At 67.5% G+C, this 23,753-nt stretch carries 21 protein-coding genes; 8 read left to right on the top strand and 13 right to left on the bottom strand.

Going from position 1 to position 23,753, the window contains the following annotated elements:
- The first annotated feature begins 71 nt into the window (after positions 1–71).
- Positions 72–3,188 (top strand): bifunctional proline dehydrogenase/L-glutamate gamma-semialdehyde dehydrogenase PutA, encoded by a 3,117-nt coding sequence (putA, locus tag B3K53_RS01505; protein WP_292082296.1) that lies wholly within the window; start codon positions 72–74, stop codon positions 3,186–3,188.
- A 79-nt stretch (positions 3,189–3,267) separates the two neighbouring features.
- On the top strand, positions 3,268–4,500 hold the full coding sequence (locus B3K53_RS01500) for a tetratricopeptide repeat protein (RefSeq protein WP_292082294.1): 1,233 nt from the start codon (positions 3,268–3,270) through the stop codon (positions 4,498–4,500).
- Here B3K53_RS01500 and B3K53_RS01495 read toward each other — a convergent pair.
- The 4 genes from B3K53_RS01495 to B3K53_RS01480 all read right to left on the bottom strand — a co-directional run bounded on the left by B3K53_RS01495 (position 4,497) and on the right by B3K53_RS01480 (position 9,026).
- Positions 4,497–5,363 (bottom strand): FkbM family methyltransferase, encoded by an 867-nt coding sequence (locus B3K53_RS01495; protein ID WP_292082292.1) that lies wholly within the window; start codon positions 5,361–5,363, stop codon positions 4,497–4,499. The genes B3K53_RS01500 and B3K53_RS01495 overlap by 4 nt on opposite strands.
- Positions 5,364–5,365: 2 nt before the next feature.
- The gene (locus B3K53_RS01490; protein ID WP_292082290.1) at positions 5,366–6,304 is read right to left on the bottom strand and encodes an SAM-dependent methyltransferase; all 939 of its coding nucleotides are present in this window, start codon (positions 6,302–6,304) and stop codon (positions 5,366–5,368) included.
- A 125-nt stretch (positions 6,305–6,429) separates the two neighbouring features.
- On the bottom strand, positions 6,430–7,353 hold the full coding sequence (locus B3K53_RS01485) for a hydroxymethylglutaryl-CoA lyase (protein WP_292082288.1): 924 nt from the start codon (positions 7,351–7,353) through the stop codon (positions 6,430–6,432).
- Positions 7,353–9,026, bottom strand: a complete 1,674-nt coding sequence (locus tag B3K53_RS01480) for an ArnT family glycosyltransferase (RefSeq protein ID WP_292082286.1) — start codon at positions 9,024–9,026, stop codon at positions 7,353–7,355. The genes B3K53_RS01485 and B3K53_RS01480 overlap by 1 nt, the downstream gene beginning before the upstream one ends.
- 103 nt (positions 9,027–9,129) lie before the next feature.
- Between B3K53_RS01480 and B3K53_RS01475 the strand changes: the two genes are divergently transcribed.
- On the top strand, positions 9,130–9,867 hold the full coding sequence (locus B3K53_RS01475; RefSeq protein ID WP_292082283.1) for a glycosyltransferase family 2 protein: 738 nt from the start codon (positions 9,130–9,132) through the stop codon (positions 9,865–9,867).
- 67 nt (positions 9,868–9,934) lie between these two features.
- Positions 9,935–10,360: a hypothetical protein gene (locus tag B3K53_RS01470; protein ID WP_292082282.1), complete on the top strand. Its 426-nt coding sequence runs from the start codon at positions 9,935–9,937 to the stop codon at positions 10,358–10,360.
- A gap of 4 nt (positions 10,361–10,364) precedes the next feature.
- Here the strand turns inward: B3K53_RS01470 and B3K53_RS01465 are convergent, their stop codons facing one another.
- A complete protein-coding gene (locus B3K53_RS01465; RefSeq protein ID WP_292082280.1) occupies positions 10,365–10,772 on the bottom strand; it encodes an AprI/Inh family metalloprotease inhibitor in 408 nt (135 codons plus the stop codon).
- A gap of 113 nt (positions 10,773–10,885) precedes the next feature.
- Here B3K53_RS01465 and B3K53_RS01460 point away from each other — a divergent pair, with 113 nt between their 5' ends.
- Entirely contained in the window at positions 10,886–12,619 is a 1,734-nt protein-coding gene (locus B3K53_RS01460; protein WP_292082279.1) for a type I secretion system permease/ATPase, read from the top strand.
- Complete coding sequence (locus B3K53_RS01455; RefSeq protein ID WP_292082277.1) at positions 12,616–13,950, top strand: HlyD family type I secretion periplasmic adaptor subunit; 1,335 nt, start codon at positions 12,616–12,618, stop codon at positions 13,948–13,950. Before B3K53_RS01460 ends, B3K53_RS01455 begins: the two co-directional genes overlap by 4 nt.
- A 134-nt stretch (positions 13,951–14,084) precedes the next feature.
- On the opposite strand, the gene B3K53_RS01450 is transcribed toward B3K53_RS01455, so the two are convergent.
- The 3 genes from B3K53_RS01450 to trhA all read right to left on the bottom strand — a co-directional run bounded on the left by B3K53_RS01450 (position 14,085) and on the right by trhA (position 15,856).
- Positions 14,085–14,447 (bottom strand): hypothetical protein, encoded by a 363-nt coding sequence (locus B3K53_RS01450; RefSeq protein ID WP_292082275.1) that lies wholly within the window; start codon positions 14,445–14,447, stop codon positions 14,085–14,087.
- Positions 14,444–15,073 carry a polyhydroxyalkanoate synthesis repressor PhaR gene (gene phaR, locus B3K53_RS01445; RefSeq protein WP_292082273.1) on the bottom strand — a complete coding sequence of 210 codons (630 nt, stop codon included), beginning with the start codon at positions 15,071–15,073 and terminating at the stop codon, positions 14,444–14,446. Before phaR ends, B3K53_RS01450 begins: the two co-directional genes overlap by 4 nt.
- Positions 15,074–15,145: 72 nt before the next feature.
- Positions 15,146–15,856, bottom strand: coding sequence for a PAQR family membrane homeostasis protein TrhA (gene trhA / locus B3K53_RS01440; RefSeq protein ID WP_292082271.1), 711 nt, complete (start codon positions 15,854–15,856; stop codon positions 15,146–15,148).
- Positions 15,857–16,005: 149 nt separating this feature from the next.
- On the opposite strand from trhA, the gene B3K53_RS01435 reads away from it, so the two are divergent.
- A complete protein-coding gene (locus B3K53_RS01435) occupies positions 16,006–17,181 on the top strand; it encodes an acetyl-CoA C-acetyltransferase (protein ID WP_292082269.1) in 1,176 nt (391 codons plus the stop codon).
- Positions 17,182–17,261: 80 nt separating this feature from the next.
- Here the strand turns inward: B3K53_RS01435 and dapD are convergent, their stop codons facing one another.
- From dapD to argB, 3 genes are read right to left on the bottom strand one after another with little or no spacing between them, the layout of a single operon-like run.
- Complete coding sequence (dapD, locus tag B3K53_RS01430) at positions 17,262–18,131, bottom strand: 2,3,4,5-tetrahydropyridine-2,6-dicarboxylate N-succinyltransferase (RefSeq protein ID WP_292082267.1); 870 nt, start codon at positions 18,129–18,131, stop codon at positions 17,262–17,264.
- Complete coding sequence (locus B3K53_RS01425; protein WP_292082265.1) at positions 18,128–18,838, bottom strand: pyrimidine 5'-nucleotidase; 711 nt, start codon at positions 18,836–18,838, stop codon at positions 18,128–18,130. The genes dapD and B3K53_RS01425 overlap by 4 nt, the downstream gene beginning before the upstream one ends.
- The gene (argB, locus tag B3K53_RS01420) at positions 18,835–19,764 is read right to left on the bottom strand and encodes an acetylglutamate kinase (protein ID WP_292082263.1); all 930 of its coding nucleotides are present in this window, start codon (positions 19,762–19,764) and stop codon (positions 18,835–18,837) included. The genes B3K53_RS01425 and argB overlap by 4 nt, the downstream gene beginning before the upstream one ends.
- A 75-nt stretch (positions 19,765–19,839) precedes the next feature.
- Here argB and B3K53_RS01415 point away from each other — a divergent pair, with 75 nt between their 5' ends.
- Positions 19,840–20,037: a hypothetical protein gene (locus B3K53_RS01415; RefSeq protein ID WP_292082261.1), complete on the top strand. Its 198-nt coding sequence runs from the start codon at positions 19,840–19,842 to the stop codon at positions 20,035–20,037.
- Positions 20,038–20,050: 13 nt separating this feature from the next.
- Here the strand turns inward: B3K53_RS01415 and B3K53_RS01410 are convergent, their stop codons facing one another.
- Together B3K53_RS01410 and B3K53_RS01405 are read right to left on the bottom strand one after the other, a co-directional pair.
- Positions 20,051–20,878 (bottom strand): sulfotransferase family protein, encoded by an 828-nt coding sequence (locus B3K53_RS01410; protein WP_292082259.1) that lies wholly within the window; start codon positions 20,876–20,878, stop codon positions 20,051–20,053.
- 63 nt (positions 20,879–20,941) lie between these two features.
- Positions 20,942–23,605: a DUF4214 domain-containing protein gene (locus B3K53_RS01405; protein ID WP_292082257.1), complete on the bottom strand. Its 2,664-nt coding sequence runs from the start codon at positions 23,603–23,605 to the stop codon at positions 20,942–20,944.
- Between the last annotated feature and the right edge of the window lie 148 nt (positions 23,606–23,753).

The following is a 23,753-nucleotide window of genomic DNA, read 5'->3' as shown; positions in this document are numbered from 1 at the left end:
CATACAGTGCACATTCGGCCAAGTCCGCCATATATGCCGCAAATCGAAGGGTTTGATCCCAGGGTGAGATGATGACGCCGACCGACCTGAAGCACTGGGACGATCTGGACCGGAACAAGTTCCGCGACGAACGCGCCGTGGTGGCCGAACTGCTGGCTGAGCCCGGCCTGACGCCGGCCGAGCGCGCCGACGTCTTCCGCGACGCCGTGGCCCTGGTCGATCAGGCTCGCGCCAGCCAGAAGAAGCAGGGCGTGGTCGAGAGCTTCCTGCAGGAGTTTTCGCTGGGCACCCGCGAAGGGCTGGCCCTGATGTGCCTGGCCGAGGCCCTGCTGCGCACGCCCGACGCCGACACCCGCGACCGTCTGATCGCCGAGAAGATCGGTTCGGCCGACTGGGCCTCGCACATGGGCCAGTCGGACAGCCTGTTCGTCAACGCCTCGACCTGGGGCCTGATGCTGACCGGCAAGCTGGTCGACGTGGATGAAGAGGCGAAAACCGACCTGTCGGGCTTCCTCAAGCGCATCGCCGGGCGTCTGGGCGAGCCGGTCATCCGTCAGGCTGTGGCCACCGCCGTCAAGATCATGGGCGAGCAGTTCGTCGTCGGGCGCACCATCGAGGCCGCGCTGAAGCGCTCGGACCGTGAAGGCTGGCTGTGCAGCTTCGACATGTTGGGCGAGGGCGCCCGCACCGTCGCCGACGCCGAGCGCTATGAGAAGATCTACGCCGACGCCATCGAGGCCGTGGGCAAGACCGCCAAGGGCCAGGGCCCGGAAGCCGGTCACGGCGTCTCGGTCAAGCTGTCGGCCCTGTCGCCCCGCTATGAGGCGACCCAGGAGGACCGCGTGTGGGAGGAGCTCTATCCCCGCATCCTGCGTCTGGCCCTGATCGCCGCCAAGTACGACATCAACTACACCATCGACGCCGAAGAGGCCGACCGTCTGGCCCTGTCGCTGAAGCTGCTGGAGCGGCTGGCCCGCGAGCCGGAACTGGGCGACTGGAAGGGTCTGGGCCTGGCCGTTCAGGCCTATCAGAAGCGAACGACCGAAACCGTGGCCAAGCTGGCGGACCTGGCCAGGTCCTCGGGCCGTCGCCTGATGGTGCGGCTGGTCAAGGGCGCCTACTGGGACACCGAGATCAAGCGCGCCCAGGTCATGGGCCGCACCGACTATCCGGTCTTCACCACCAAGCCGGCGACCGATCTCAACTATCTGGTCTGCGCCAAGGCCCTGATCGAAGCCTCGCCCTACATCTACGCCCAGTTCGCCACCCACAACGCCCATACCCTGGCCGCCGTGCGCCGCATGGCCCGCGACCGCAACGTGACCATCGAGCACCAGCGTCTGCACGGCATGGGCGAGGCCCTCTATGACGCCGCGCACGAGGCCTGGGCCGACGAGCACGTCATCGTCCGCGCCTACGCCCCCGTCGGCGGCCACGAAGAACTTCTGCCCTATCTGGTGCGCCGCCTGCTGGAAAACGGCGCCAACTCCTCCTTCGTTCACGCCCTGCTGGACGAGCGCGTTCCGGCGACCGCCGTCGCCGCCGACCCCATCACCGCCGTCGAGGCCCAGCCCGACCGCCACCCCAGGATTCCGGTTCCCATGAACATCTACGGCGATCGTCAGAACTCCCTCGGCCGCGACTATTCGCAGGCCGCAGACCGTGAACGCCACGCCAAGGCCCTGGAGCGCGTCGACAGCGAGAAGCTGACGTCGGGCCCCATCATCGGCGGCAAACTCCGGGCAGGCGTGAACCCGCAGGACGTGACCAACCCGGCCGACCGCTCGCAGGTCCTGGGCCACGTCTCGGAAGCCTCGGTCGAGGACGTGGACGCCGCCGTCATGGCCGCCGCCAACGCCCAGGTCGCCTGGGACCGCATCGGCGGCGCCGGTCGTGCCCCCATCCTGCGCGCCATGGCCGACGGGCTGGAAGCCGACATGGACCGTCTGGTCGCCCTGCTGTCGCGTGAAGCGGGCAAGACGCTGAACGACGGCGTGGCCGAGGTGCGCGAAGCCGCCGACTTCTGCCGCTACTACGCCCTGCTGGCCGAGCGCGACTTCGGCGGTCGCCAGACGCTGAAGGGCCCGACCGGCGAGACCAATGAACTGGTCCTGCACGGCCGCGGCGTCTTCGCCGCCATCAGCCCGTGGAACTTCCCCCTGGCCATCTTCGCCGGCCAGATCGCCGCCGCCCTGGCCGCCGGCAACGCCGTGGTGGCCAAGCCCGCCGAGCAGACGCCGCTGATCGCCGCCGAGGCCGTCCGCCTCTTCTTCAAGGCGGGCCTGAACCCTGACCTGCTGGCCCTGGTCCCCGGTCGCGGCGAGATCGTCGGCGCGGCCCTCACCAGCCATCCGGGCATTGACGGCGTGGCCTTCACCGGCGGCACCGACACGGCCAGCGCCATCAACCGCGGCCTGGCTGCGCGGCCCGGCGCCATCATCCCCTTCATCGCCGAGACCGGCGGCCTGAACGCCATGTTCGTGGACACCACGGCGCTGAAGGAACAGGTCATCGACGACGTCATCCTGTCGGCCTTTGGTTCGGCCGGTCAGCGCTGCTCGGCCCTGCGCATCCTCTATGCGCCCAAGGAAGCCGCCGACGCCCTGATCGAGGGCCTCAAGGGCGCGCTGGCGACCCAGGTGATCGGCGATCCGACCGATTCCAGGACCGACATCGGTCCCGTCATCGACGCCGAGAGCCGCGCCAATTTGGAAGCCCACGTCGAGCGCCTGTCGAAAGACGCCAGGATCGTCGCCCGCGCCGAACTGGCCCCCGGCTCGGACAAGGGCGACCTGTTCGCCCCGACCATCGCCGAAATCCCCACGCCCGACTTCCTCGAACGCGAGGTCTTCGGCCCGATCCTGCACGTCTATCGCTATGACTCGAAGGACCTGAAGTCGGTCGCCGCCAAGCTGGCCGCGCGCGGCTACGGCCTGACGCTGGGCGTTCACAGCCGCATCGAGGCCTTCGCCGACGAGGTCGTGCGTCTGGTCCCGGCGGGCAACGTCTATGTGAACCGCTCGATCATCGGCGCCGTCGTCGGTGTGCAGCCCTTTGGCGGCGAAGGCCTGTCCGGCACCGGCCCGAAAGCCGGCGGCCCCAACAGCCTGATCCGCTACGCGGCGGAGAAGGCCATCAGCGTCAACATCGCGGCCCAAGGCGGCGATCCGGCTCTGCTGAATCTCTGATTGCGAAGTCGGCGAAGCGCGGCTGGGATCGTCGCGCTTCGCCGCAAATCGGTCTAAGGCGTGCGCTTTAGGAGCCTGGATGATCGACCTGTTTCGAAGCGATAATGTCGTGGTCCGCAGTGTGCCTGCGGAGGACGACAGCCGCTGGGTCGTGACCTTCGACAACTATGGCTTGGGGCCGGGTTTCGATCGCCCCGGGTTTGGGGAGGACTTTCTGCGCCAGTCGGGCGTGTCCGCGATCCATGTTCTGGGACGGTCCGACGACTGGTATCAGTATCCCGAAATGGCGAAGGCCATGGCGGCCGTGCGCCAGGCGACCCAAGGCGCAGCGCGAATTCTGACCTATGGGTCCAGCATGGGCGGCTATGCGGCCTTGCGCTTCGCGGACGCCGCCGGGGCCGACGCCGCTCTGGCCATCTCGCCTCAGTATTCCATCGACCCAGCCAAGGTCCCCTTCGAGACGCGCTGGCTACAAGACGGGAAACGGATCGCTTTTCGACCAGAGATTGAAGAGCGCCTCGCTTGTCGGTGTCGTCCGACGATCATCTTCGATTCCAGCAGCGATGACGATCGGCACGCAAGATTGATCGCGGATGAAATCGATGCGGATCTGATTGGTCTCGACTATGTCCACCATCCGGCGACGACCTATTTGAGCGAAACCGGCTTGCTCGGCGGGCTGGTTTTCGACGCCCTCTCGGGCGATCTCGACGTTCCCGGCTTCCGAGCGGAAGCGATGGCTCGGCGCCGAAACAGCGCTGTTTATCTGAGTCGTCTGTCCGAAATTCAACCGGCTTGTCGTCTTGGCTTGGCGAAACGCTTGGCGACGCGCGCTGTGGACCGCGCGCCTCATAGCCCCTTGGCTCTGACATCGCTCGCCCATTGTCTTGGGCGCATGGAGGAGCATGATCAGGCGATCGCTCTCTATGCTCAGGCGACCGAGTTGGGGCAGAGATCGGCCAATTACCTCGTGCCCTACGCTCATGGATTGATTGCCGCAGACCGCTGGGAGGAAGCGCTCGCTCTGGCTGTGGAAGCGATTGAGGATTTGCCCGCTGCGGCTCACCTAAGGTGCTGGATAGCAACGATTTATCGTCAACTGGGGCGCGACGCGGAGGCGGTCGCGGCTTTGGAGGCGGCGGTGGCTCTGGACCCGCATCAGCCCGTCTACCGGCAACTGCTCGAAGAGTGCCGACCACGCTCGGATGAAAGCCCCGAAGGGCTGAAACTTTTGCACATTCTCCGGCTTGTGCGTCGGCGGATCTCGGCGCCGGATCTGGATATAGGGCGACGGCGGCGTAGCGCGTTCTAGAGCGTTTGCGGCTTGTGACGCGCTGCGACAAGGTCGCAGTTTTCCAACGACGCCAGCGTGTCGATTGGCATCTCCGTCAGGCGGGCATCGCCTCCGATACGCCAGAACTTGAAGCCCATGCCGTCCATCCAGGCGACGAAGTCGGGCACCGAGGTCCGTGATCCCATCTGGACCACGCTCCATTCCAGACAGACGATGATGTCGGGGTTGGCGCGCAGGGCCGCTTCGGCGCCACGCAGGATGAAGGGCTCGGAGCCTTCGGCGTCGATGCGCATCAGGTCCACACGACCGACGTCCTGATCGTCGATGCGCACGGCCTCGACCTTCAGGGTTTCCCCGTCCTCATAGGGATTGTCTGACCAGTGCGTGACATAGCCTCCGCCCGAGTTCCGGCGAGACACCACAAAGTCGATATGACCGGGCTGATCTAGGGCGGCCTTGGGGATGATGCGGGTGCGCGGCGCATAGCCGTTCAGCAGAACGGACCGCTGCACCAGTCCTGCCAGTCGAGGATTGCCCTCAAAGGCGGTGATGAAGCCGTTGGGTCCAACCGCGTCCGCCATGATCGTCGTGTAATAGCCGACATTGGCTCCCACTTCGACGATGCGGAAGCCGGGGCGGATCAGCGAGAGCAGGGCCCTGTGAATGTGCTTTTCCCAGTGGCCGTGGGCGATGATGTTGGCGCTGACGTGCTCGTCCAGAGGGTCCACGTACAGCATGTGCCCGCAGTCCAGACGGACCATCGCCAGATCGGGGCCGAGATAGAAGTAGCGGTCCGTCTTGCTGGCGCAGGCGCACGCGGGCGCTGGCGCTCCGAGAAGACGGCGACGCGCGCGCGCAAGACGCTTTCGAAGAGACGTCATGATCAGGCCTCGCCGCGTTGAATGATGACGCCGACCGAGGTGGTCGGGTGCCCCCACAGCGACATCCTCAGATGCGGCTGGTCGCGATAAGGCATGACGTCGATGTACTGCTCGACCAGACCATTCCCCATGGAGAAGTCGAACGGGGCCGCGCGATGTCCCTTTGCCTGCAGGCGCGCCGCCAGCTCTTCCAGGTCCCTGCGTCGGAACAGGACGGTGTCCTGATGATCGATCGTCTCGGTGTTGGAGCCGTAATTGTATTCGGAGGTGTGCACCGCCCAGCCGCCGGGCTTGAGACAGTTGATCGAGCGTTCGACGAAGGCGAGGCCTTTCTCGATGGAGCCCAGGTGCTCAAAGGCGCAGGCCGACCAGCAGAAATCATAGCCCGTCAGATCGTCCGGGACGTGGTTCATGTCGCAGGTGCGGAACTCGACATTGGCGTCGAACAGATCGTCAGGACAGACCGCCGGCTTGCGCAAGGCCGCCTTGCCCTCAGCGTGTTCGTTGGTGAGGATCCAGCCCATCTCCTCAGCGCGCTCGACCGCCATGTCGGTCGCCGTGATCCGGCAGCCCTCGGAGGCAAAATAGGCGCTGAGGGGCTCCGATCCGACGCCGAAACCCAGACCGCGCGCGCCTGGACGTATCGCGCCGCGTTCCCACAGCGCTTGGCAGATGAAGACGAACTCCCACAGCTTGCGATGGTAGCGCAGGCCTTCGTCCAGGCGTCGGCACCAGTAGGAAAAGGCCGGGGTTTCAAAGCTGTCCTGTCGGCACACCGTGCTGAAGGGGAAGATGTTCTGACCCGGCTGGCCGTTCAGCAGCGGCGGCTGCCCTTCCCATGCGCCGCGTTCGGGCAGGGCCAGGGCGCTGTAGAGCAGGCGCGTTTCACGCCGGTGCTCCTCCAGGGCCTGGGCCAGCCGCGCCACCTGGGTTTCGAGCACCTCGAGTCTGGCCGGAGCCTTGGCGAGTCGCTGGCGAAAACGTGCCGAGCGTTTCGAGAAGGGATTGAACAATGGGACCTCGATGGCGGCGGCGACTCGAGCGAGCGACGACTGGAGCTTCTGTCTTAACCGGCCGGCTTTGGCCATCCCCCGGCCCGGCTGAGGGCGCTGAGGTGGTGCTTGTCGATTTGCTGGCCGATCCAGCGGGCGCTCTCGATCAGCTTGTCGAGGTCGTAGCCGGTCGAGAAGCCGGCGCGTTCGAGCATATAGACCAGGTCCTCGGTGGCGATGTTGCCCGTCGCGCCCGGCGCGAAGGGGCAGCCGCCGATGCCGCCGGCGGAGGCGTCCAGCACGTCCACGCCAGCCTCGATCCCGGCGTAGGCGTTGGCAAGGCCAGTGTTGCGGGTGTCGTGGAAATGCAGGCGCAGGACAGCGTCGGGGGCGGCCTTGCGGGCGGCCTCGACCTTCTTCGTCACGCTCCACGGATCGCCGACGCCGATGGTGTCGGCCAGGGCGATCTCCTCGACGCCGAGCGCCGCGATACGGGCGACCAGGTCGCCGACCTGTTCGACCGAGACCTCGCCGTCGAAGGGGCAGCCCCAGACGCAGGACAGGGTGGCGGTCAGCCTGGGCGTGGCGCCCGGCGCGCCTTCCGCATTGCGACGGCCCGCCATGATGTCGGACAGCATTTGCACCTGCTGATCGACGCTCAACCCCTGGTTTTTCAAGCCGAAGCCGTCGGTGGCGGACATGGCGACATTGACCTCGTCCACCGCCGTGCCCAGGGCCCGGTCATAGCCCTTGCCGTTCAGGACCAGGCCGATGCGGCTGTGGCCCTCGGCGGGGGGCAGGGCGGCCATGACCTCTTCGGCCCCGGCCATCTGCGGCACATATTTGGGGTGGACGAAGCTGACCGCCTCGATCCGTTTCGCGCCCGCGGCTTCGAGGCGCTGCACGAAGTCGGCGCGGACGGCCGGCGTCAGCACGGCTTTTTCGTTCTGCAGGCCGTCGCGCGGCCCGACCTCGACGATCTGGATGAAGCGACCCATCAGCGGGCGCTCCGCTCGCCCGCGCCCGCGGGCGCATAGACGGTCAGGCGCACGTCGTCGCCCGAGGAATAGTTGTGGCCGCTGACCACGCCGACGGCCCGCCCGGCGGCGCCGAGATCGGCCAGGGCGCGGCGGAATTCTTCGTCGTCATGGGCCTCGACGATGGCGGGGCGGCCCTCAGCCAGGGCGCGGGCGGCGCCGGGGCCGTCGGTCAGCTGGGTGTCGCGTCCGGTCAGGAAGACGAAGCTGGGCTCGTGGAAGGTCGTGATGGCCACCGGGCCCGGATAGCGGCCCTGGGCGGGGCTCAGCTCGGCCGACTCCAGCGTCTTCACCAGACGCGGGGCGATGGACAGGGGGCGCAGCTGGCGGATGGTCCCGGCCAGACCGGCGTGGGCGATGACGCCGCACGCGATGGCGGCCAGAACCCCGGTGATCGCCGCCCGGTTGACGAGCAGGAAGCCGCCGACCGCCGCCGCCATGACGGCGAAGACGATGGTCACGGCAGCCCAGGTCTGGGCCGTCGAGCGCCCGAACTCGGTCAGGCCATAGACGGTGATGGCGCAGATGATCACGGCGGCGAACAGGCCCAGCAGGGCGCCGGAGATGCGCGAGACCTTGCCGATCGGCTGGGTCAGGGCGGCGGCGGCCAGCAGCGCGATCGCGCCGAAGGTGGGCAGGGTGTAGTGCCACAGCTTGGTCGGGGCGATCTCGAACATCAGCCAGGCCGGGACCAGCCAGCAAACGGCGAAGCGGATGGCCGGCTCCGCTCTCCGATGCCAGCCCGTCGACAGGGCGGCGGGAAGCACCAGGGTGACGGGGAAGAGCAGCAGGGGCGACAGCAGGGCGTACATGCCGATGAAGCCGCCGTGGCTTTCATGGGCGCCGGCGATTTTGGGCGCCAGGTCGCCGCCGATGGCTTCGCGCCAGAAGCCGCCGTCGGTGGCGATGGTGATGGCGATGGCCCAGGGGCCGACCAGCAAGGCTACCAGCGGCAGGCCCCAGCCCCAGCCCAGACGGCCCAGCCATCTGATGTTCCGATCCCAGACCGACAAGGCGATGATCGACAGGGCCACGACCAGCAGCCCGATCGGCCCCTTGATCAGGATGGACAGGCCGATGCCCAGCCAGAACAGCAGCTTGTGCCAGCGCACCGGCTTCTCGCCCGCCCGCGTCGCCATATAGATTCGCGCCAGGGCCGCCATCGACAATGTGGTCAGGCCGCACAGCATGGCGTCGGTCTTGGCGATGCCCGCCTCGGACGACAGCAGGAAGGTCGCGCCCAGCATGGCGCCGGCCAGGAAGCCCGCGCGATGGCCGAACAGGGCAGCGCCGGCCCAGGCCACGGCCCAGGCGGCCAGCATGGCCCCGAACAGGGACGGCAGGCGATAGGGCTGGATGTTGCGGTCCTCGACGTCCGACGTCAGGCCGACGGCGACAGCCTGCATCCAGTAGATGCCGACCGGCTTCTTCCAGCGCGGTTCGTCCTGGAAGCGGATATCGACATAGTCGCCGCTTTCCAGCATCTGCGCGGTCGCCTGGGCGAAGCGGCTCTCGTCGCGGTCCAGCGGCGGCAACAGCATCAGGCTGGGCAGGCCGGCGAGCAGGGTCAGCAGGGCCGCCAGAACGGGGCCGCGCCAGCCGGCGATGAGGTGATCCAGGTTCAGGCGGTTCATGGCGCTGTCGTATCACGCCGACGCCGCCCCCCGGAAGCTTCAGCTTTGCATCCGCCGCGCGCGCCGTTTTCCTCGACCCCGCCAATGCGCTACAGAGCGACAAATGATCGACAGCTTCGCTTCCGCTCCTGAAATTTCCGTCGTCGTGCCGGTGCATGACGAATCCGGCGCCGCCGTGCCCCTGGCGCGCGAGATCGCCGAAGCCTTCGCCGGTCGGTCCTACGAGATGATCTTCGTCAACGACGCCAGCCGCGATTCGACTCTGGCCGAACTACAGGCGGCGATGGCGGAGCTGCCGGCCCTGCGCGTGCTGTCGCATTCGACCAACGCCGGTCAGAGTCGGGCCGTGCGCACCGGCGTCCTGGCCGCGCGGGCCCCGATTGTGGTCACGCTGGACGGCGACGGCCAGAACCCCCCGGCCGACGCCCCGCGTCTGGCTGACGCCCTGATTGCGGCGCCGCCCAGCGTCGCCCTGGTCGGCGGCGTCCGCGCCAAGCGTCAGGACAGCAACGCCAAGCGTCAGGCCTCCTTGTGGGCCAACCGCATCCGCAAGAAGCTGCTGTCTGACGACGCCGACGACACCGGCTGCGGGCTCAAGGCCTTCCGCCGCGACGTCTTCCTGCGGCTGCCCTACTTCGATCACATCCACCGCTACCTGCCGGCCCTCATGATCCGCGAGGGCTACGAGAACCGCTATCTCGACGTCGATCACCGTCACCGCGAGACGGGCCGCTCGAAATACACCAACTGGGGTCGGCTGCGGGCGTCGTTCTCCGACCTCCTGGGCGTGATGTGGCTGAAGTCGCGCTCGTGCCGTCCAGGCGCGATCAGCGAGTTCTGATCGAACCGCGGCCATATGGCCGAGCGCTGGAAACAGGGTTAAGCAGGGCGATCTGGAGGGGCCGCCCATGCTGATCGCCATACCGCTGCTGATCGTGCCGGTCGTGATCTACAACCTGGTGATCCTGCTCGGCGGGGCTGGCGCTGACCCCTTGATCGGGCCCACGGCGGTGTTGGGCGAGGTGCTGTTCCGCGTGCCCATGACCTCGGGCGCGGTGTGGAATATCAGCATAGGCGACCTGATCCTGTTTCTGTCGCTGATCCTGCTGTTCGTGGAGTTGTTGAAGTCGACCTCCAGCCAGAGGGTGGCCATCGTCAATCATGCCCTGTCGATGGCGCTGTTCGTGGTCTGCCTGGTCGAGTTCCTGCTGCTGCCGGGGTTCGCCGGATCGGTCTTCTTCCTGATCCTGACCATGGTGCTGCTGGACGTGCTGGCGGGCTTTATCGTCACCATCATCGCCTCGCGGCGCGACTTCGACCTGAATCCGCGCTAGGGCCTCAGGTCAGGGGCGCCCGCGCCATGAGGTAGGCGGGGCCTCCGCCTTCGGCCTTGTAGGCGTCTACGGTCTGGTGACGCAATCGGGCCAGCACCGCGCCGCGTTCGTCGCGCAGCTCCAGTCCGCTTGGCGTCATGCGCCAGCTGCGCGCCTTGGATAGCTCGGGCAGACGGCAATCCTCCAGCAACAGGCCGTAGCCGCCGTTCGCCGCATTGAGGTTGAGCGCCAGCAGACATCCGCGCGCGTCGCCGGCGATGGAAATGCGCCACAGGCCGACCGCATCCTGCGGCACGGCTTGGGAAGGCGTCGAAGCAGAAGTGGTCATCGAATATGGTCCAGAGCAGGCGGACGCCGAGGCGGCGACGGCCCAGGCGAGAATGGATACCGCGACGGTGGTGGGGCGGCGCATGATACAATCCCTGAAGCGGAAGGCACGTCATCCGGCTGTTCACCAGAGTCTATCCCGATGGGGAACGACGCGATAGGTTGCCGGTTTCCGCCCATGGGGCCTTGGAAAGCTGCGTGTTCAGAAGCCTTCTTCCTGACGGGCCGGGGACCCGACCCCTGGCCGACGCCTTCCGGGCCTGCCGGACCCATTTTCTGTGGGCGGCGGGGTTCAGCGCCCTAGTCAATCTGCTCTATCTGACGCCGACCCTCTACATGATGCAGGTCTATGACCGCGTCGTGCCGACGGGCGGCTTGACGACCCTCGCCTTCCTGACGGTGATCGCCGTCCTGGCCCTGGCGGCGCTGTCGGGGTTGGACTGGATCAGGGGGCGGCTGCTGCTGCGCGCCGGACTGCGCCTCGATCGGCTGCTTTCCGCCCGGGTTCTGGCGCGGGTCACAGACCGCGAGGGCCCGGCGCCGGGCTCCCAGGTCCTGCGCGAGTTCGACAATGTTCGCTCGGCCGTGGCGGGGCAGGGGGCTCTGGCCCTGTTCGACGCCCCGTGGACCCCGATCTACCTGCTGTGCTGCTTCTTGCTGCACCCGGCCATCGGCGTTCTGACCCTGGTCGGGGGGGCTGTCCTCGTGGCGTTGGCCGTCGCCAACGAGCGCGACAGCCGCGCCCGTCTGAGCGGGGCCATTCAGGCCGCCAACGTCGCCTACGCCGCTCAGGAAGCCATCGCCGGTCAGGCCGAGGTCGTGCGGGCTCTGGGCATGCGCGAAGCCAGCATCGCCCGCCAGATCGACCAACGCCACGAGGCCGTCTCGCGCCAGGCTGACGCCCAGCTGACCGGCGGCCGCTACAGCGGCGCCATCAAGTTCGTGCGTTTGACGCTGCAGTCGCTGGCCCTGGGCGTCGCCGCCCTGCTGGCCGTGCGTGGCCAGTTGTCGCCGGGCGCCATCATCGCCTCCTCGGTCCTGCTCAGCCGCGCCGTGGCGCCGATCGAGCTGCTGGTCGGCGCCTGGCCCGGCCTGGTTCAGGCCCGTGCGAGCTGGCGTGCGCTGATCGATTTGTTCGCCTCTACGGCCTCACAGGACATTCAGCGGACGGCTCTGCCCGAACCGCGCGGTCGGGTGACGCTGGAGGGCGTGTCCCTGCGCTACGCCGGCACGGAGGCGCCGCAGCTTCGGCAGGTGTCTCTGGCCCTCGCGCCGGGCGAGGTGCTGGGCGTTATCGGGGCCAGCGGTTCGGGCAAGACGACGCTTGCGCGCATCCTGGCGGGGGGCATGAAGCCGACCGCCGGCGTCATTCGCCTGGACGGCGCGGCCTATGAGGCGCGGCCCGGCGACGATCTGGCGCGCCATATCGGCTATCTGCCGCAGACCCCCAGCCTGTTCGCCGGGACGATCAAGGACAATATCGCCCGCTTCGCCTCGACGCTGGAGCATGATCCGGTTCTGGTGGATCGCGAGGCGGTCGCGGCGGCCCAGGCGGCGGGCGCGCACGACATGATCCTGCGGTTGCCGCTGGGCTACGACACCCTGCTGGGACCTTTCGGCGCTGGCCTGTCGGCGGGCCAGGCCCAGCGGGTCGCCCTGGCGCGGGCCATGTTCCGTGATCCGGTGCTGCTGGTGCTGGACGAACCCAATTCGAACCTGGATCAGGAAGGCGAGACCGCCCTCCTGTCCGCCGTCAAAAGCTCGGCGGCGCGCGGCGCGGCCGTCGTGGTGGTGGCCCACCGGGCCGGGGTTCTGGCTCAGGTCGACCGGCTGCTGATGCTCACGGACGGCGCCGTTCAACTGGAGGGACCTCGCGAGACCGTGCTGGAACGCCTGCGTTACGCCGCTCCGAGCCGGAGCTCCCCAGCATGAGCGCCCCGCCTTCGCCTCCGATCGCCGCCGGCGACGCGCCGGGTCGTGACATCCGATTGGGGGCGGCGATCTTCGTCGCCTTCTTCGTCGTCTTCCTAGGCTGGGCCGCCTTCGCACGGCTGGATGCCGGCGCCTACGCCCAGGGCGAGGTTTCAGTGTCGGGCAACCGTCAGGCGGTTCAGCATCGCGAAGGCGGGATCGTCTCGGCCCTGAAGGTGGCCGAAGGCGACCACGTGGCGCGCGGTCAGGTGCTGGTCGAACTGGCGTCCGGCGAACTGATCGCCGCCGAGCGGGGACTGGCGGGGCAAGTCTATGCCCTGCTGGCGCAGCGGGCGCGCATGATCGCCGAACGGGATCGGCTGGGCGCGATCCAGGCCCCACCGGAGCTGACGGGCTTGCCGCCCGAGGATCAGGCCCTGGCCGACGAGGCCATGCGCCTGCAGCGACTGCAGTTCGCCGCCCGTCGCGTGGGGCGCGGCACCGAAACCGGCGTTCTGTCGCAGCGCTCGCAGCAGTTGGAGCAGCAGATCGCCGGTCTGGAGCGGCAGATCGCTTCGAATTTGGAGCAGCGCCGTCTGATCGTCGAGGAACTGGACGGCGTGCGCTCCCTGGCCGCTCAGGGCTATGCGCCCCTGACGCGCGTTCGGGCGCTAGAGCGCACCGCGGCCTCTCTGGAAGGCGAGGAGGGATCCTTGCGCGCCCAAGTCGCCCGCGCCCGCGAGGCCATAGGCGAGACGCGGCTGGAGATGTCCGGGGTGACGACAAAGCTGAATGAGGACGTGGCCGAGCAGTTGAAGCAGGTCGAGGTGCAGCTGAACGAACTGCGTCCCCGTCTGGCGGAGGCGCGCGCCCAGATCGCCCGCAACCAGGTCCGCGCCCCGGCCACCGGCCAGGTGGTGGGCCTCAGCGTCTTCACGGTCGGCGGCGTGGTCCAGCCGGGGCAGATTCTGATGGAGATCGTGCCGGACGATGCTTCTCAGGTGATCGTCGCCTCGGTCAGCCCGGGCGACATCGACAGCCTGCGTCCTGGCCTGAGCACCGAGGTGAAATTCCCCGGTTTGCGCGACCGCAATCCGCCCATCATCCACGGTCGCGTCGTGCGGATTTCGGCTGACCGCCTGACCTCGGAGACCCCTTCAGGCGCGCACCCCTTCTATCGGGTGGAGATCGTCGTTCCGGCCGAGGAAATGAGTCGTCTGGGCCCGTCAGCGGCCAATATCCGGCCCGGTATGCCGGTCGAGGTCGTGGTCGTCACGCGCAAGCGCACGGCGCTGCAATATCTGTTCGAACCCCTGACGCGCAGCCTGTTCCGTTCGGGCAGCGAGCGCTAGCTGAAGGCGACGAAGACCAGGGCGACCACGGTCACGTCGAACAGACGGGCGGCGAGGTTGAGGACGGCCATGGGACAAGCTCCGGTCGAAGACGCCGGAGCCGTCGCAAACGCCGTGCCATCGGCCGGGCGGGCCTAGATTTCGGTCTGTTTGGCCCGACCCACGCGGGGGCGGCGGTCGCGCTTGCCCGAGTATTCCGCACCCAGATAGGTGGAGCGGGCCGCGTCCAGCACCGGCGGGCCGCCCTTCAGGCCGCGCTTCTGGCCTGTCTGCCCGATCACCTGGGCGGCGAACAGGGCCGGAGGGGCGCTTGGCGACACGGCAGGCTTTGCCGGGGAGGCGGCATGATCGACCCGCTCGCCGGCCGGGACGACGGCGCGCGACGTCGTTGCGGCCTCGGCGGCGGCGCGTCGATCACGGCCGCGCCGGTCGCCTTCGCGGCGCTCGTGCACTGTGTGGCCTTCGATCGGACCGACCGGGCGCACACCGTCGGTCATTTGCCGGCGCCGGCCAGGCGCTCGATCTGGGCGCGCATCTCATCCATCTGGCGACGCATCTCGTCCAGGGCGGCGTCAGCCTTGGGCGCGGACGCGGACGCGGGATCCGGTGCGGACGCCTTCTCCGCCTCGGCCTCGGGACGGCCATAGGTGGCCATGCCGGGGAACATCTTCATGGCGCGTTCGAACATGGCCATGTTCTGGCGCACGGCCTCTTCCATCAGGCCGCCGCCGGGCGTTCCGGCGAAGGCGCGGCTGAACTGGCTGCGCAGCTGTTCCTGCTGGCGGGTGAAGCTGTCCAGCGACATCTCCAGATAGGAGGGCAGGACCGACTGCATCGAGTTGCCGTAGAAGCCTATCAGCTGGCGCAGGAACTGCACCGGCAGCAGGGCCTCGCCGCGGCTCTCTTCCTCGAAGATGATCTGCGTCAGGATCTGACGCGTCAGATCGTCGTTGGTCTTGGCGTCATAGACGACGAATTCGACGCCCTCGCGCACCATCTGCGCCAGGTCTTCCAGCGTCACATAGGCGCTGGTGGCGGTGTTGTAGAGCCGCCGGTTCGCATACTTCTTGATGACGACGACGCCGTCACGGGTTTTTCCGCCCTCGGATTTCTTGTCGTTCACGCTTGTTCTCGCGTTGTTGCAACGCCGCACTATCACGCGTTGCGCGCGCGAAGGCCAGAGGGCGCTTTTCGGTCAGGCCGCGCCGGGGGCCAGGACCACCCCGATCAGGATGGCGGCCCAGTGCGCGCCGGCCCCGGCGACGACGAAGCCGTGCCAGATGGCGCGGCGGAACTTCACCTTCTGACTGATGAAGACGAAGACGCCCGAGGTGTAGATCAGACCGCCTGCGACCAAGAGCCCCAGCGCCAGCGGATGCACCGTCTCGATCATCGGCTTCAGCGCAAAGATCGCCACCCAGCCGAACAGGACATAGACCCCGCTCCAGAAGACGTCGGAAATGCGCGGGGCGAACATCTTCACCCCGACCCCGGTCAGGGCCATCAGCCAGACGGCCAGGGTGAAGCCGATCGACCAGGCCCCCTCGAACCTCTGGGTGGTGAAGGGGGTGTAGCTGCCGGCGATCATCAGGAAGATGGCCGCTTCGTCCAGGCGTCGCAGCACGGGGCGGGCGGCGCAGGGGTGGGTCTGGTTATAGATGGTCGAGGCCGTCAGCATGGCCAGCAGGCAGACGGCGTAGATGGCGGTGGCCACCACCGCACTGATCCCGCTGTAGAGCCCCGCGAGCACCGCCAGGATGACCCCGCCGACAGCCGCCAGGGCCAGGCCCACGATATGGACCCACAGGTCGGCCAAGCGCTCGGCGCGCGACTGATAGTGCTCGATCATGTCGAGCTCGTCGGGCGTCCACACCCGTCTCGCCAAGGATTTCAGCCGCACCAGCATCACTCCTGAAAAGCGTTCGTTGAGGGGATCGTTCCCGGCAGATTGCGCCCGGATGATGACGAAGAGCTGAACTTCGCACTTGCGAGAGGTGACGCGGAGTGTGCAATGCGGCACAACCTTGATCAGAATTTCTCCCCGGAGTGAATATCATGACTGACGTAGTGATCGTTTCCGCCGCCCGCACCCCGGTCGGCTCCTTCCTCGGCGCCCTGTCGACCCTGCCCGCGTCCAAGCTGGGCGAGGTCGCCATCAAGGCGGCGCTGGAGCGCGCGGGCGTCGCGCCCGCCGACGTCGACGAGGTCATCCTGGGGCAGGTGCTGCAGGCGGGCGCGGGCCAGGGCCCGGCGCGTCAGGCCGCGATCGGCGCGGGTCTTCCCAATGAGACCCCGGCCTGGAGCCTGAACCAGCTGTGCGGCTCGGGCCTGCGCGCCGTGGCTCTGGCCTATCAGCAGATCGTTCAGGGGGACGCCAAGATCGTCGTCGCCGGCGGTCAGGAAAGCATGAGCCAGTCGCCGCACACGGCTCAACTGCGCAACGGCCAGAAGATGGGCGAGCTGGGCTTCAAGGACAGCATGCTGCAGGACGGCCTGATCGACGCCTTCCACGGCTATCACATGGGGCAGACGGCCGAAAACATCGCGAACAAGTGGTCGATCGACCGCGCCGCCCAAGACGCCTTCGCGGTCGCCTCGCAGAACAAGGCCGAAGCCGCCCAGAAGGCCGGCAAGTTCGTCGACGAGATTGCCCCGGTGACCATCTCGACCCGCAAGGGCGACGTGGTCGTGGATCAGGACGAATACATCCGCCACGGCGCCACCATCGAGGCGATGGAGAAGCTGAAGCCCGCCTTCGTCAAGGACGGCTCGGTGACGGCCGCCAACGCCTCGGGCATCAATGACGGCGCGGCCGCCCTGGTGCTGATGTCGGCCGACGAAGCCAAGGCGCGCGGCCTCGAGCCCCTGGCCCGCATCGCCTCCTGGGCCACGGCGGGCGTCGACCCGGCCATCATGGGCACCGGCCCGATCCCGGCCTCGAAGAAGGCGCTGGAGAAGGCCGGCTGGTCTGTCGCCGATCTGGATCTGATCGAGTCCAACGAAGCCTTCGCCGCCCAGTCGCTGTGCGTGGTCAAGGAACTGAGTCTGGATACGGCCAAGGTGAACGTCAACGGCGGCGCCATCGCCATCGGCCACCCGGTCGGGGCCTCGGGCGCCCGCGTCCTGACCACCCTGCTGCACGAGATGAAGCGCTCGGGCGCGAAGAAGGGCCTGGCCACCCTGTGCATCGGCGGCGGCATGGGCGTGGCCCTGTGCGTCGAGCGCGGTTGACGCCTCGCCTCACAGGCTGAAATGAAAAAGGCCGGTGGAGCGATCCACCGGCCTTTGTCTTTTGGAAGCGGCGCTCCGGATCAGTCGCGCAGCAGTTCGTTGACACCGGTCTTGGCGCGGGTCTGGGCGTCGACGCGCTTGACGATGACGGCGCAGTACAGCGACGGGCCGCCGTTCGGATCGGGCAGGGCGCCGGGCACCACGACCGAGTAGGCCGGGACCTCGCCGCGGAAGATTTCGCCGGTGGCGCGGTCGACGATCTTGGTTGAACCGGACAGATAGACGCCCATGGCCAGGACCGCGCCTTCGCGGACGATGACGCCCTCGGCGACTTCGGCGCGGGCGCCGATGAAGCAGCCGTCCTCGATGATGGTCGGGTTGGCTTGCAGGGGCTCCAGCACGCCGCCGATGCCGGCGCCGCCCGACAGGTGGACGTTCTTGCCGATCTGGGCGCAGGAGCCGACCGTGGCCCAGGCGTCGACCATTGAGCCTTCATCGACGAAGGCGCCGATGTTCACGAACGACGGCATCAGCACCACGTTCTTGGCGATATGGGCGCCGCGACGGACGATGGCGCCCGGCACCGAGCGGAAGCCGGCGGCCTGATAGTCGGCGGCGCTCCAGTCGCCGAACTTGTTGGGCACCTTGTCCCAGAAGGGGCCGACGGCGACCGGGTGGTCGGCCGACAGCGGCAGGGTCGGAGCGTGGCCCGCGCGCATGATCTGGTTGTCGTTCAGGCGGAAGGACAGCAGCACGGCCTTCTTCAGCCACTGGTGCGTGGTCCAGGCACCGTCCTCGCCGCGCGAGGCGACGCGGGCCTGGCCGGAGTCGAGCAGGGCCAGGGCGGTGTCGACGGCGTCACGGACCTCGCCGCGCGTGGCGGCCGAAACATCGGCGCGAGCTTCCCAGGCGGCTTCGATCACGGATTCCAGATGGGTCAGGTCGGTCATTGCGGATCTCCGTCCAGCATGGCGGTGGTCAGGAAGGGGCCGACGCTGGCGGCCCGGTGTTGGATGTGCGCGCCCTCGGCGGTGAAGGCCTTGGGCCCGACCAGAACCGTGGTCATGCCGATGGCGTGCGCCGGCTCCAGGTTCTTGGGCGTGTCCTCGAAGAAGCAGGCGGTGGTCGGATCAACGCCGAAGCGGGCCAGCATCTTGTCGAAGGTGCGCGGGTCCGGCTTGGGGATCAGGTCGGCGTCTTCCAGAGCGAAGACCCCGTCGAAGAAGCGCGTCAGCTCCAGCCGCTCCATCACCCGTCGGGCGTGGCCGATCGAGCCGTTGGTGAAGATCAGGCGCGGGCCGTTCAGGCGTTCCAGCGCCGCGTGCAGGCCGGGATCGGGCGTCAGCACGTCCAGCGGCACGTCGTGGACCTCGGCCAGGAAGTCGTGCGGGTCGATCTCGTAGTGCATCATCAGCCCGGCCAGCGAGGTGCCGTAGTCGTGCAGGTAGCCGCGCTGCACCGCCAGGGCCTCGGCCGATTCCAGACCCGAGGTGCGCACCACATAGTGGTTGATGCGCTGTTCGACCTGTTTCAGGAACTGGGTTTCAGGCGGATAAAGGGTGTTGTCGAGGTCGAACACCCAGGACCGGACATGGCGCAGGTCGGCGCCGATCTCGGTGCTCGCCGCCAGCGACGAAGCGGTCGCGTCTGGCGTCACTTGGCCTTCACCAGGGTGCCGGCGCCGAACTCGGTGAACAGCTCGACCAGCATGGCGTGGGGACGGCGACCGTCCAGAATGACCACGGCCTCGACGCCCGTGCGGACGGCGGCCATGGCGGTCTCCAGCTTGGGGATCATGCCGCCGTTGGCGACGCCGGTGTCGATCAGGCCTTGCGCCTCTTCCAGGTTCATCTGGCGGATGATCTCGCCGTCCGCGCCCTTCACGCCCGCCACGTCGGTCAGCAGCAGCATCCGTTTGGCGCCCAGGGATCCGGCCACCGCGCCCGCCACCGTGTCGGCGTTGACGTTGTAGGTCATGCCGTCCTCGGCCACGCCGATGGGGGCGATGACCGGGACCCAGTCCTCGGTCTCAGACGCGATCAGGCCCTTGATCAGCTTGGGATCGACCTTGGTCGGTTCGCCGACGAAGCCCAGGTCGACCTCGTGCTCGATCATGCTGTCGGGGTCGCGCTTGGTGCGCTTGGTCTTCTCGACCGTCAGCAGGCCGGCGTCCTTACCCGAGAGGCCGACGCCGCGCACGTCGGCTTCCTTGCCGGCGACGGTGATCCAGTGGGCGATCTCCTTGTTGACCGCGCCGGACAGGACCATCTCGGCCACCTGCATGGTGTCCTTGTCCGTCACGCGCAGGCCGTCGACGAAGGCGGATTTGACCCCGGCCTTGTCCAGCATGGCGCTGATCTGCGGCCCGCCGCCGTGGACCACCACGGGGTTCACGCCCATCAGCTTCAGCAGCACCACGTCGGCGGCGAACTGCTTGGCCACGGCGCTCTCGCCCATGGCGTGGCCGCCGTATTTGATGACCACGGTCTCGCGGTCATAGACTTGGATATAGGGCAGCGCCTCGGCGAGCGTCTTCGCCGTTTCCCAGCTGCGTTCCTCGGATTGCCGTTCGGTCTCTTTCATGATGGCCGCTCGATAGCGTTGAAGGGCGCGCAAGTCACGACGAAACCGGGGCGGGCGCGGGGCGTTTGCCCCTTCATGAGCCCGTCCATAGACCCTACGGCGATCGACGACCGCGACATGGGGCCGGGCGATCCCGTCGATCCGGCGTCGCTGCAGCACCCCGACGCGACCCTGTGTCCTGAATGTCAGGGCACAGGCGCGCTGATTTCAGGCGAGACCTGCCCCGTGTGCGAGGGGACCGGCAAGGCGGTCGGTCGCACTGGCGGCGGCTGAGGCGCGGCGGGCCTCAGCAGGGCGCATCCGGGAACAGGTCGCAAGCTTGATCAAAGGCCTGACGGATGTCGTCCAACGCGCGCTGCAGGTCGGGGTGGTCGCCGTCGCGGGCGGTGAGCAGCAGAAGCTGGTGAGCGCGGCGGATCTGGTCAGGAACCCGTTCATCGGCGTTTTGACGTTTCAGCTCGGCGGACAGGAAGTCGTCCACGCGGGCCTCGGCCTCGGTGCTGCGATCGAAGGCTACGCCGAGATCACGGCTCATCCGTTCGACCTGCCCGCGCCAGTCGGCGATGAAGTGGGACCAGGTGAGGACGTGGCGGGTCAGGTTGCGGCTGGCGCGCTCGGCGTCGGACACGTGGCGAAGCCACAGCCGCAGGGCATGGCTGCGCGACATGGCGTTGCGGGTCATCAGCGAGGCGGCCACCTCAGCCGGGGGCCTCACCGGACTGATCACGACGACGCTGTAGCCGCTGTCCTCCAGCACGCTGCGCCAGAAGGTGAACAGGCGGCAGATGCGGGGGTCCTTGAGAACGATCAGGCTAGCGTCGCCGAACTCGGCCGCAAGCCTGTCCGCCGCCTCGACGCGGAAAGCGTGCAGGGCGTCGCCGACGGTCGCCAGATCAAAGCGCCGCCAGTCGTGCCAGGTCGAACCGCCCGCCGCCAGCAGGCGGTCGTTGAGCCCAGCCAGGACCTCGCTCTCCCAGAAGCCCTTGGGGTTGTCCTCGGCGGGCTGCATCAGGGTCTGCGGCGCACGTGCGCCCAGCAGTGCGAGCGCGCCCGCCACTGACGAGGTGCCGCTGCGATGCATCCCCAGAACCACCAGGGCCGTCTTGCCGCTCATTCGATTGACCCTGTCTGCGCCCCGGCGATGCGCCGGCCCCGCGCTTGTTAGTCGCTGTCGGCGTCAGGCGGCAAGGAACCAGTCGTCGTGGCCGGGCGAATGGATCAGGCCGTCGTGCGGATGCAGCCCATCGAGCGACAGGTTGACCTGGATCGGCTCCAAGGGCGGCAGGGTCTGGGGCCTGGCGTCCAGGCTTTCGTCGGCGAACAGGGGCGGCAGGGCAAGGAGTCCTTCCAGCTCGGCCGGAAGGACAAAGGCGTCGGCCTGATGCCAGCCGTCCGTCAGGTCGCCAAAACCATCGTCGGCCCGCGGCAAGGTCTGCGGTTCATCGGCGCCGTCCTGGAAGGCTTCCGGTTCGGGCGCCCGGTAAAGGCCGGCCTCCAGGTTGCGGACCTGATTTTCCCAGGTCGACTGATAGGAGGCCCGGTGCTCCGGCGATTCCGAGAAGATGATCACCAGTTCGGCGCGCGTTAGACCGTTGTTGAGGGCGGTCACGTATTCGCCCAGGCCCTTGGCGTCGGCCTCGCGGTCCAGAACGAAGCGGTAGATCTGTTTGACGAAGTCGGTGTTCGACAGATCGCCGTAACGGGCGCGGAATTCGGGTGACTGCACCATGTTGTCGGCGAACTGCTGCAGGCCGTAGCCCTGGTCGACGGCGCCGCGATAGTGGTCCAGGCCGCCGATGTCGGGCACGCGGTCCAGAACGCTGTCGTACAGACGGGCGACGGCAATGGTGGCTTCGTCCTGGACCCAGATGCCCCGGCTCTCGATCTTGGACGCCACCAACTGCCTGTGCTCGGCCGACTCGCTGAAGACGGCCAGCAGATCCAGGCGCGACAGGCCGTTGTTGAGCGAGGCCACGTGCTGCGCAAGACCGGCGGCGTCCGGCTCACGGTCAAGCGAGTAGCGATACATCAGCCGGACATAGGTTTCATTGTCCGTACCGCCGAAACGCGTCTGGAACTCAGCCGAACCGGACAGGATTCTCAGAATGTCCGTGACAGTCGCGCCCGAAGACAGCTGCTGGGCGTAGGTGGCGAGACCGACCGGGTCCGGCTCACGGTCGAAAGCCGCGTCATAGAGACGATAGACGACGGCGTAGACGTCCGTGGTCACATAGGACCGTACGCCATCAAGGAATTTGATTTTCTCGATCGACGACAGGGAGTCCATGCCGCCGTCGCGTCCGCCGCTGACGGCCGTCGAACTGATCGAGGCGTAGCCACGCGACAGGCCGCCGAAGACGGCGGTGTCGATTCCGGCGCCACCCACCAGATTGTCGCTGCCCTTGCCGCCGATGAGGATGTCGTCGCCATCGCCGCCGGACAGAAAATCATTGCCGCCAAGGCCGATCAGAACGTCGTTCCCGCCGCCTCCCTCAAGCGAGTCGTTCTGTTCGGTGCCCGTCAGGGTGTCAGGACCGCCCGTGCCCGTCAGGCTGACGCCGGTGTTGGTCGACAGGGCGATGGTCTGATCGGCGAACTGGAGGAATTCAATGTTCACCAGGGTGTCTGTGCCGTCGGGGCCGGTGACCACCACCTTGGGACCCGAGGTGTCGATCGTGTAGGCTGAGCGATTGCCGCTGAAAACGGCCGTATCAATGCCGCCGCCGCCGTCCAGATCGTCGTTGCCGGCGCCCCCGGTGAGCCGGTTGTTCGCCGAGTTGCCGACGATGACGTCCGCGCCGCCGCCGCCGATCGCGTTCTCGATCACCGCGCCCATCGCGATGGAGACGTTGCCGATCATGCCGCCGACGTTGGAGAAGTGTCCCTGGCGCAGGTCGATCACCTGCCTCTGGCTATAGATCGAGAAGTCGAGGGTATCGATGCCGCCCGCGTCCCACACGCTGAATATGGCGCCGATGCTGGAGTTGTTGGTGGTGAACCAGGGCAGGCCGGTGTTCGAGTTGAAGCCGTAGACCGTGTCGCCGGTCCGCGTCGTCATGTTGGCGCCGTACAGGCGCTGGATCGCGGCGATGTCGTCCAGCAGGGGCGCAGACGAATAGGCACGGGAGAACGAGGCGCCGGTGTTGCTCTCGCTGAAGTAGCTCATCACCGAGTACTGACGAGAATCTTCATAGTAGGTGGCGTGCTTCGCGTAGGTGATCGTCTCGTTGTCCGACGCGTTGTAGGCCGCGGGATGGCTGAGGCCGATGGCATGGCCGATCTCGTGAACCAGAACCTGCTGGCCGTACCCCAGTTGGATAGGCGAGATGTTGTAGCTCAGGGTATTGTTGATCCAGACGTCGCCAGACGCCGATCCGAAGGCGCTGGAGCCGGGCATGTATGCGAAGGCCGCCGCGCTGTCCTGGCCGCCGGAATAGTTGCTGAAAAGCAGGGTCGCATTGTCGGAATAGCCGTTGCCGTCATCGACACGAACGAAGCGGATGTTGGCCACATCGGACCAGGTTTGCAGTGCCAGCAGGGTGGCGGCGATCTGCGTCGCCGAAAACTGGCTGAAGCCCGTGGTGTCGGTCGGCATGGTGGTCGGCGCATTGCTGCGGAAGGCGAAACTGACCGTCACGCCCGAGCCAAGGGGTTGGCCGCCGAGCCAGGACGCCCCTGTTCGCGTCAGCTGCAGAGCCGCGTCGCTGATCGTCAGAGAGGGTTTGCCGCCCGGAGCCGGTCCCAGGCCGCGAGCGTCGGCGTTCAGGAAGTACAGAGGATCGTCAAGGCCGCCGGCGACGGGAGCGGGCGAATTATCTTGATCGGTCTGGAATGAGGACATGGACGCCTGCCGAAGGACTGAGAGCGGTCACACTAGACAGTGGAGAGAGACAGGCAAGCGATGCAGCAAAGACTAATGTAATCTCGCGCCGATCGTCGGGATCGTTCAACCCGGCTTCTCGGCTCTTCGCATCCATGGCGGTGCAGTC

The organism is Brevundimonas sp. UBA7506 (assembly GCF_002479495.1).
Classification (GTDB): domain Bacteria; phylum Pseudomonadota; class Alphaproteobacteria; order Caulobacterales; family Caulobacteraceae; genus Brevundimonas.
This window is presented reverse-complemented; position numbering and strand designations above follow the sequence as displayed.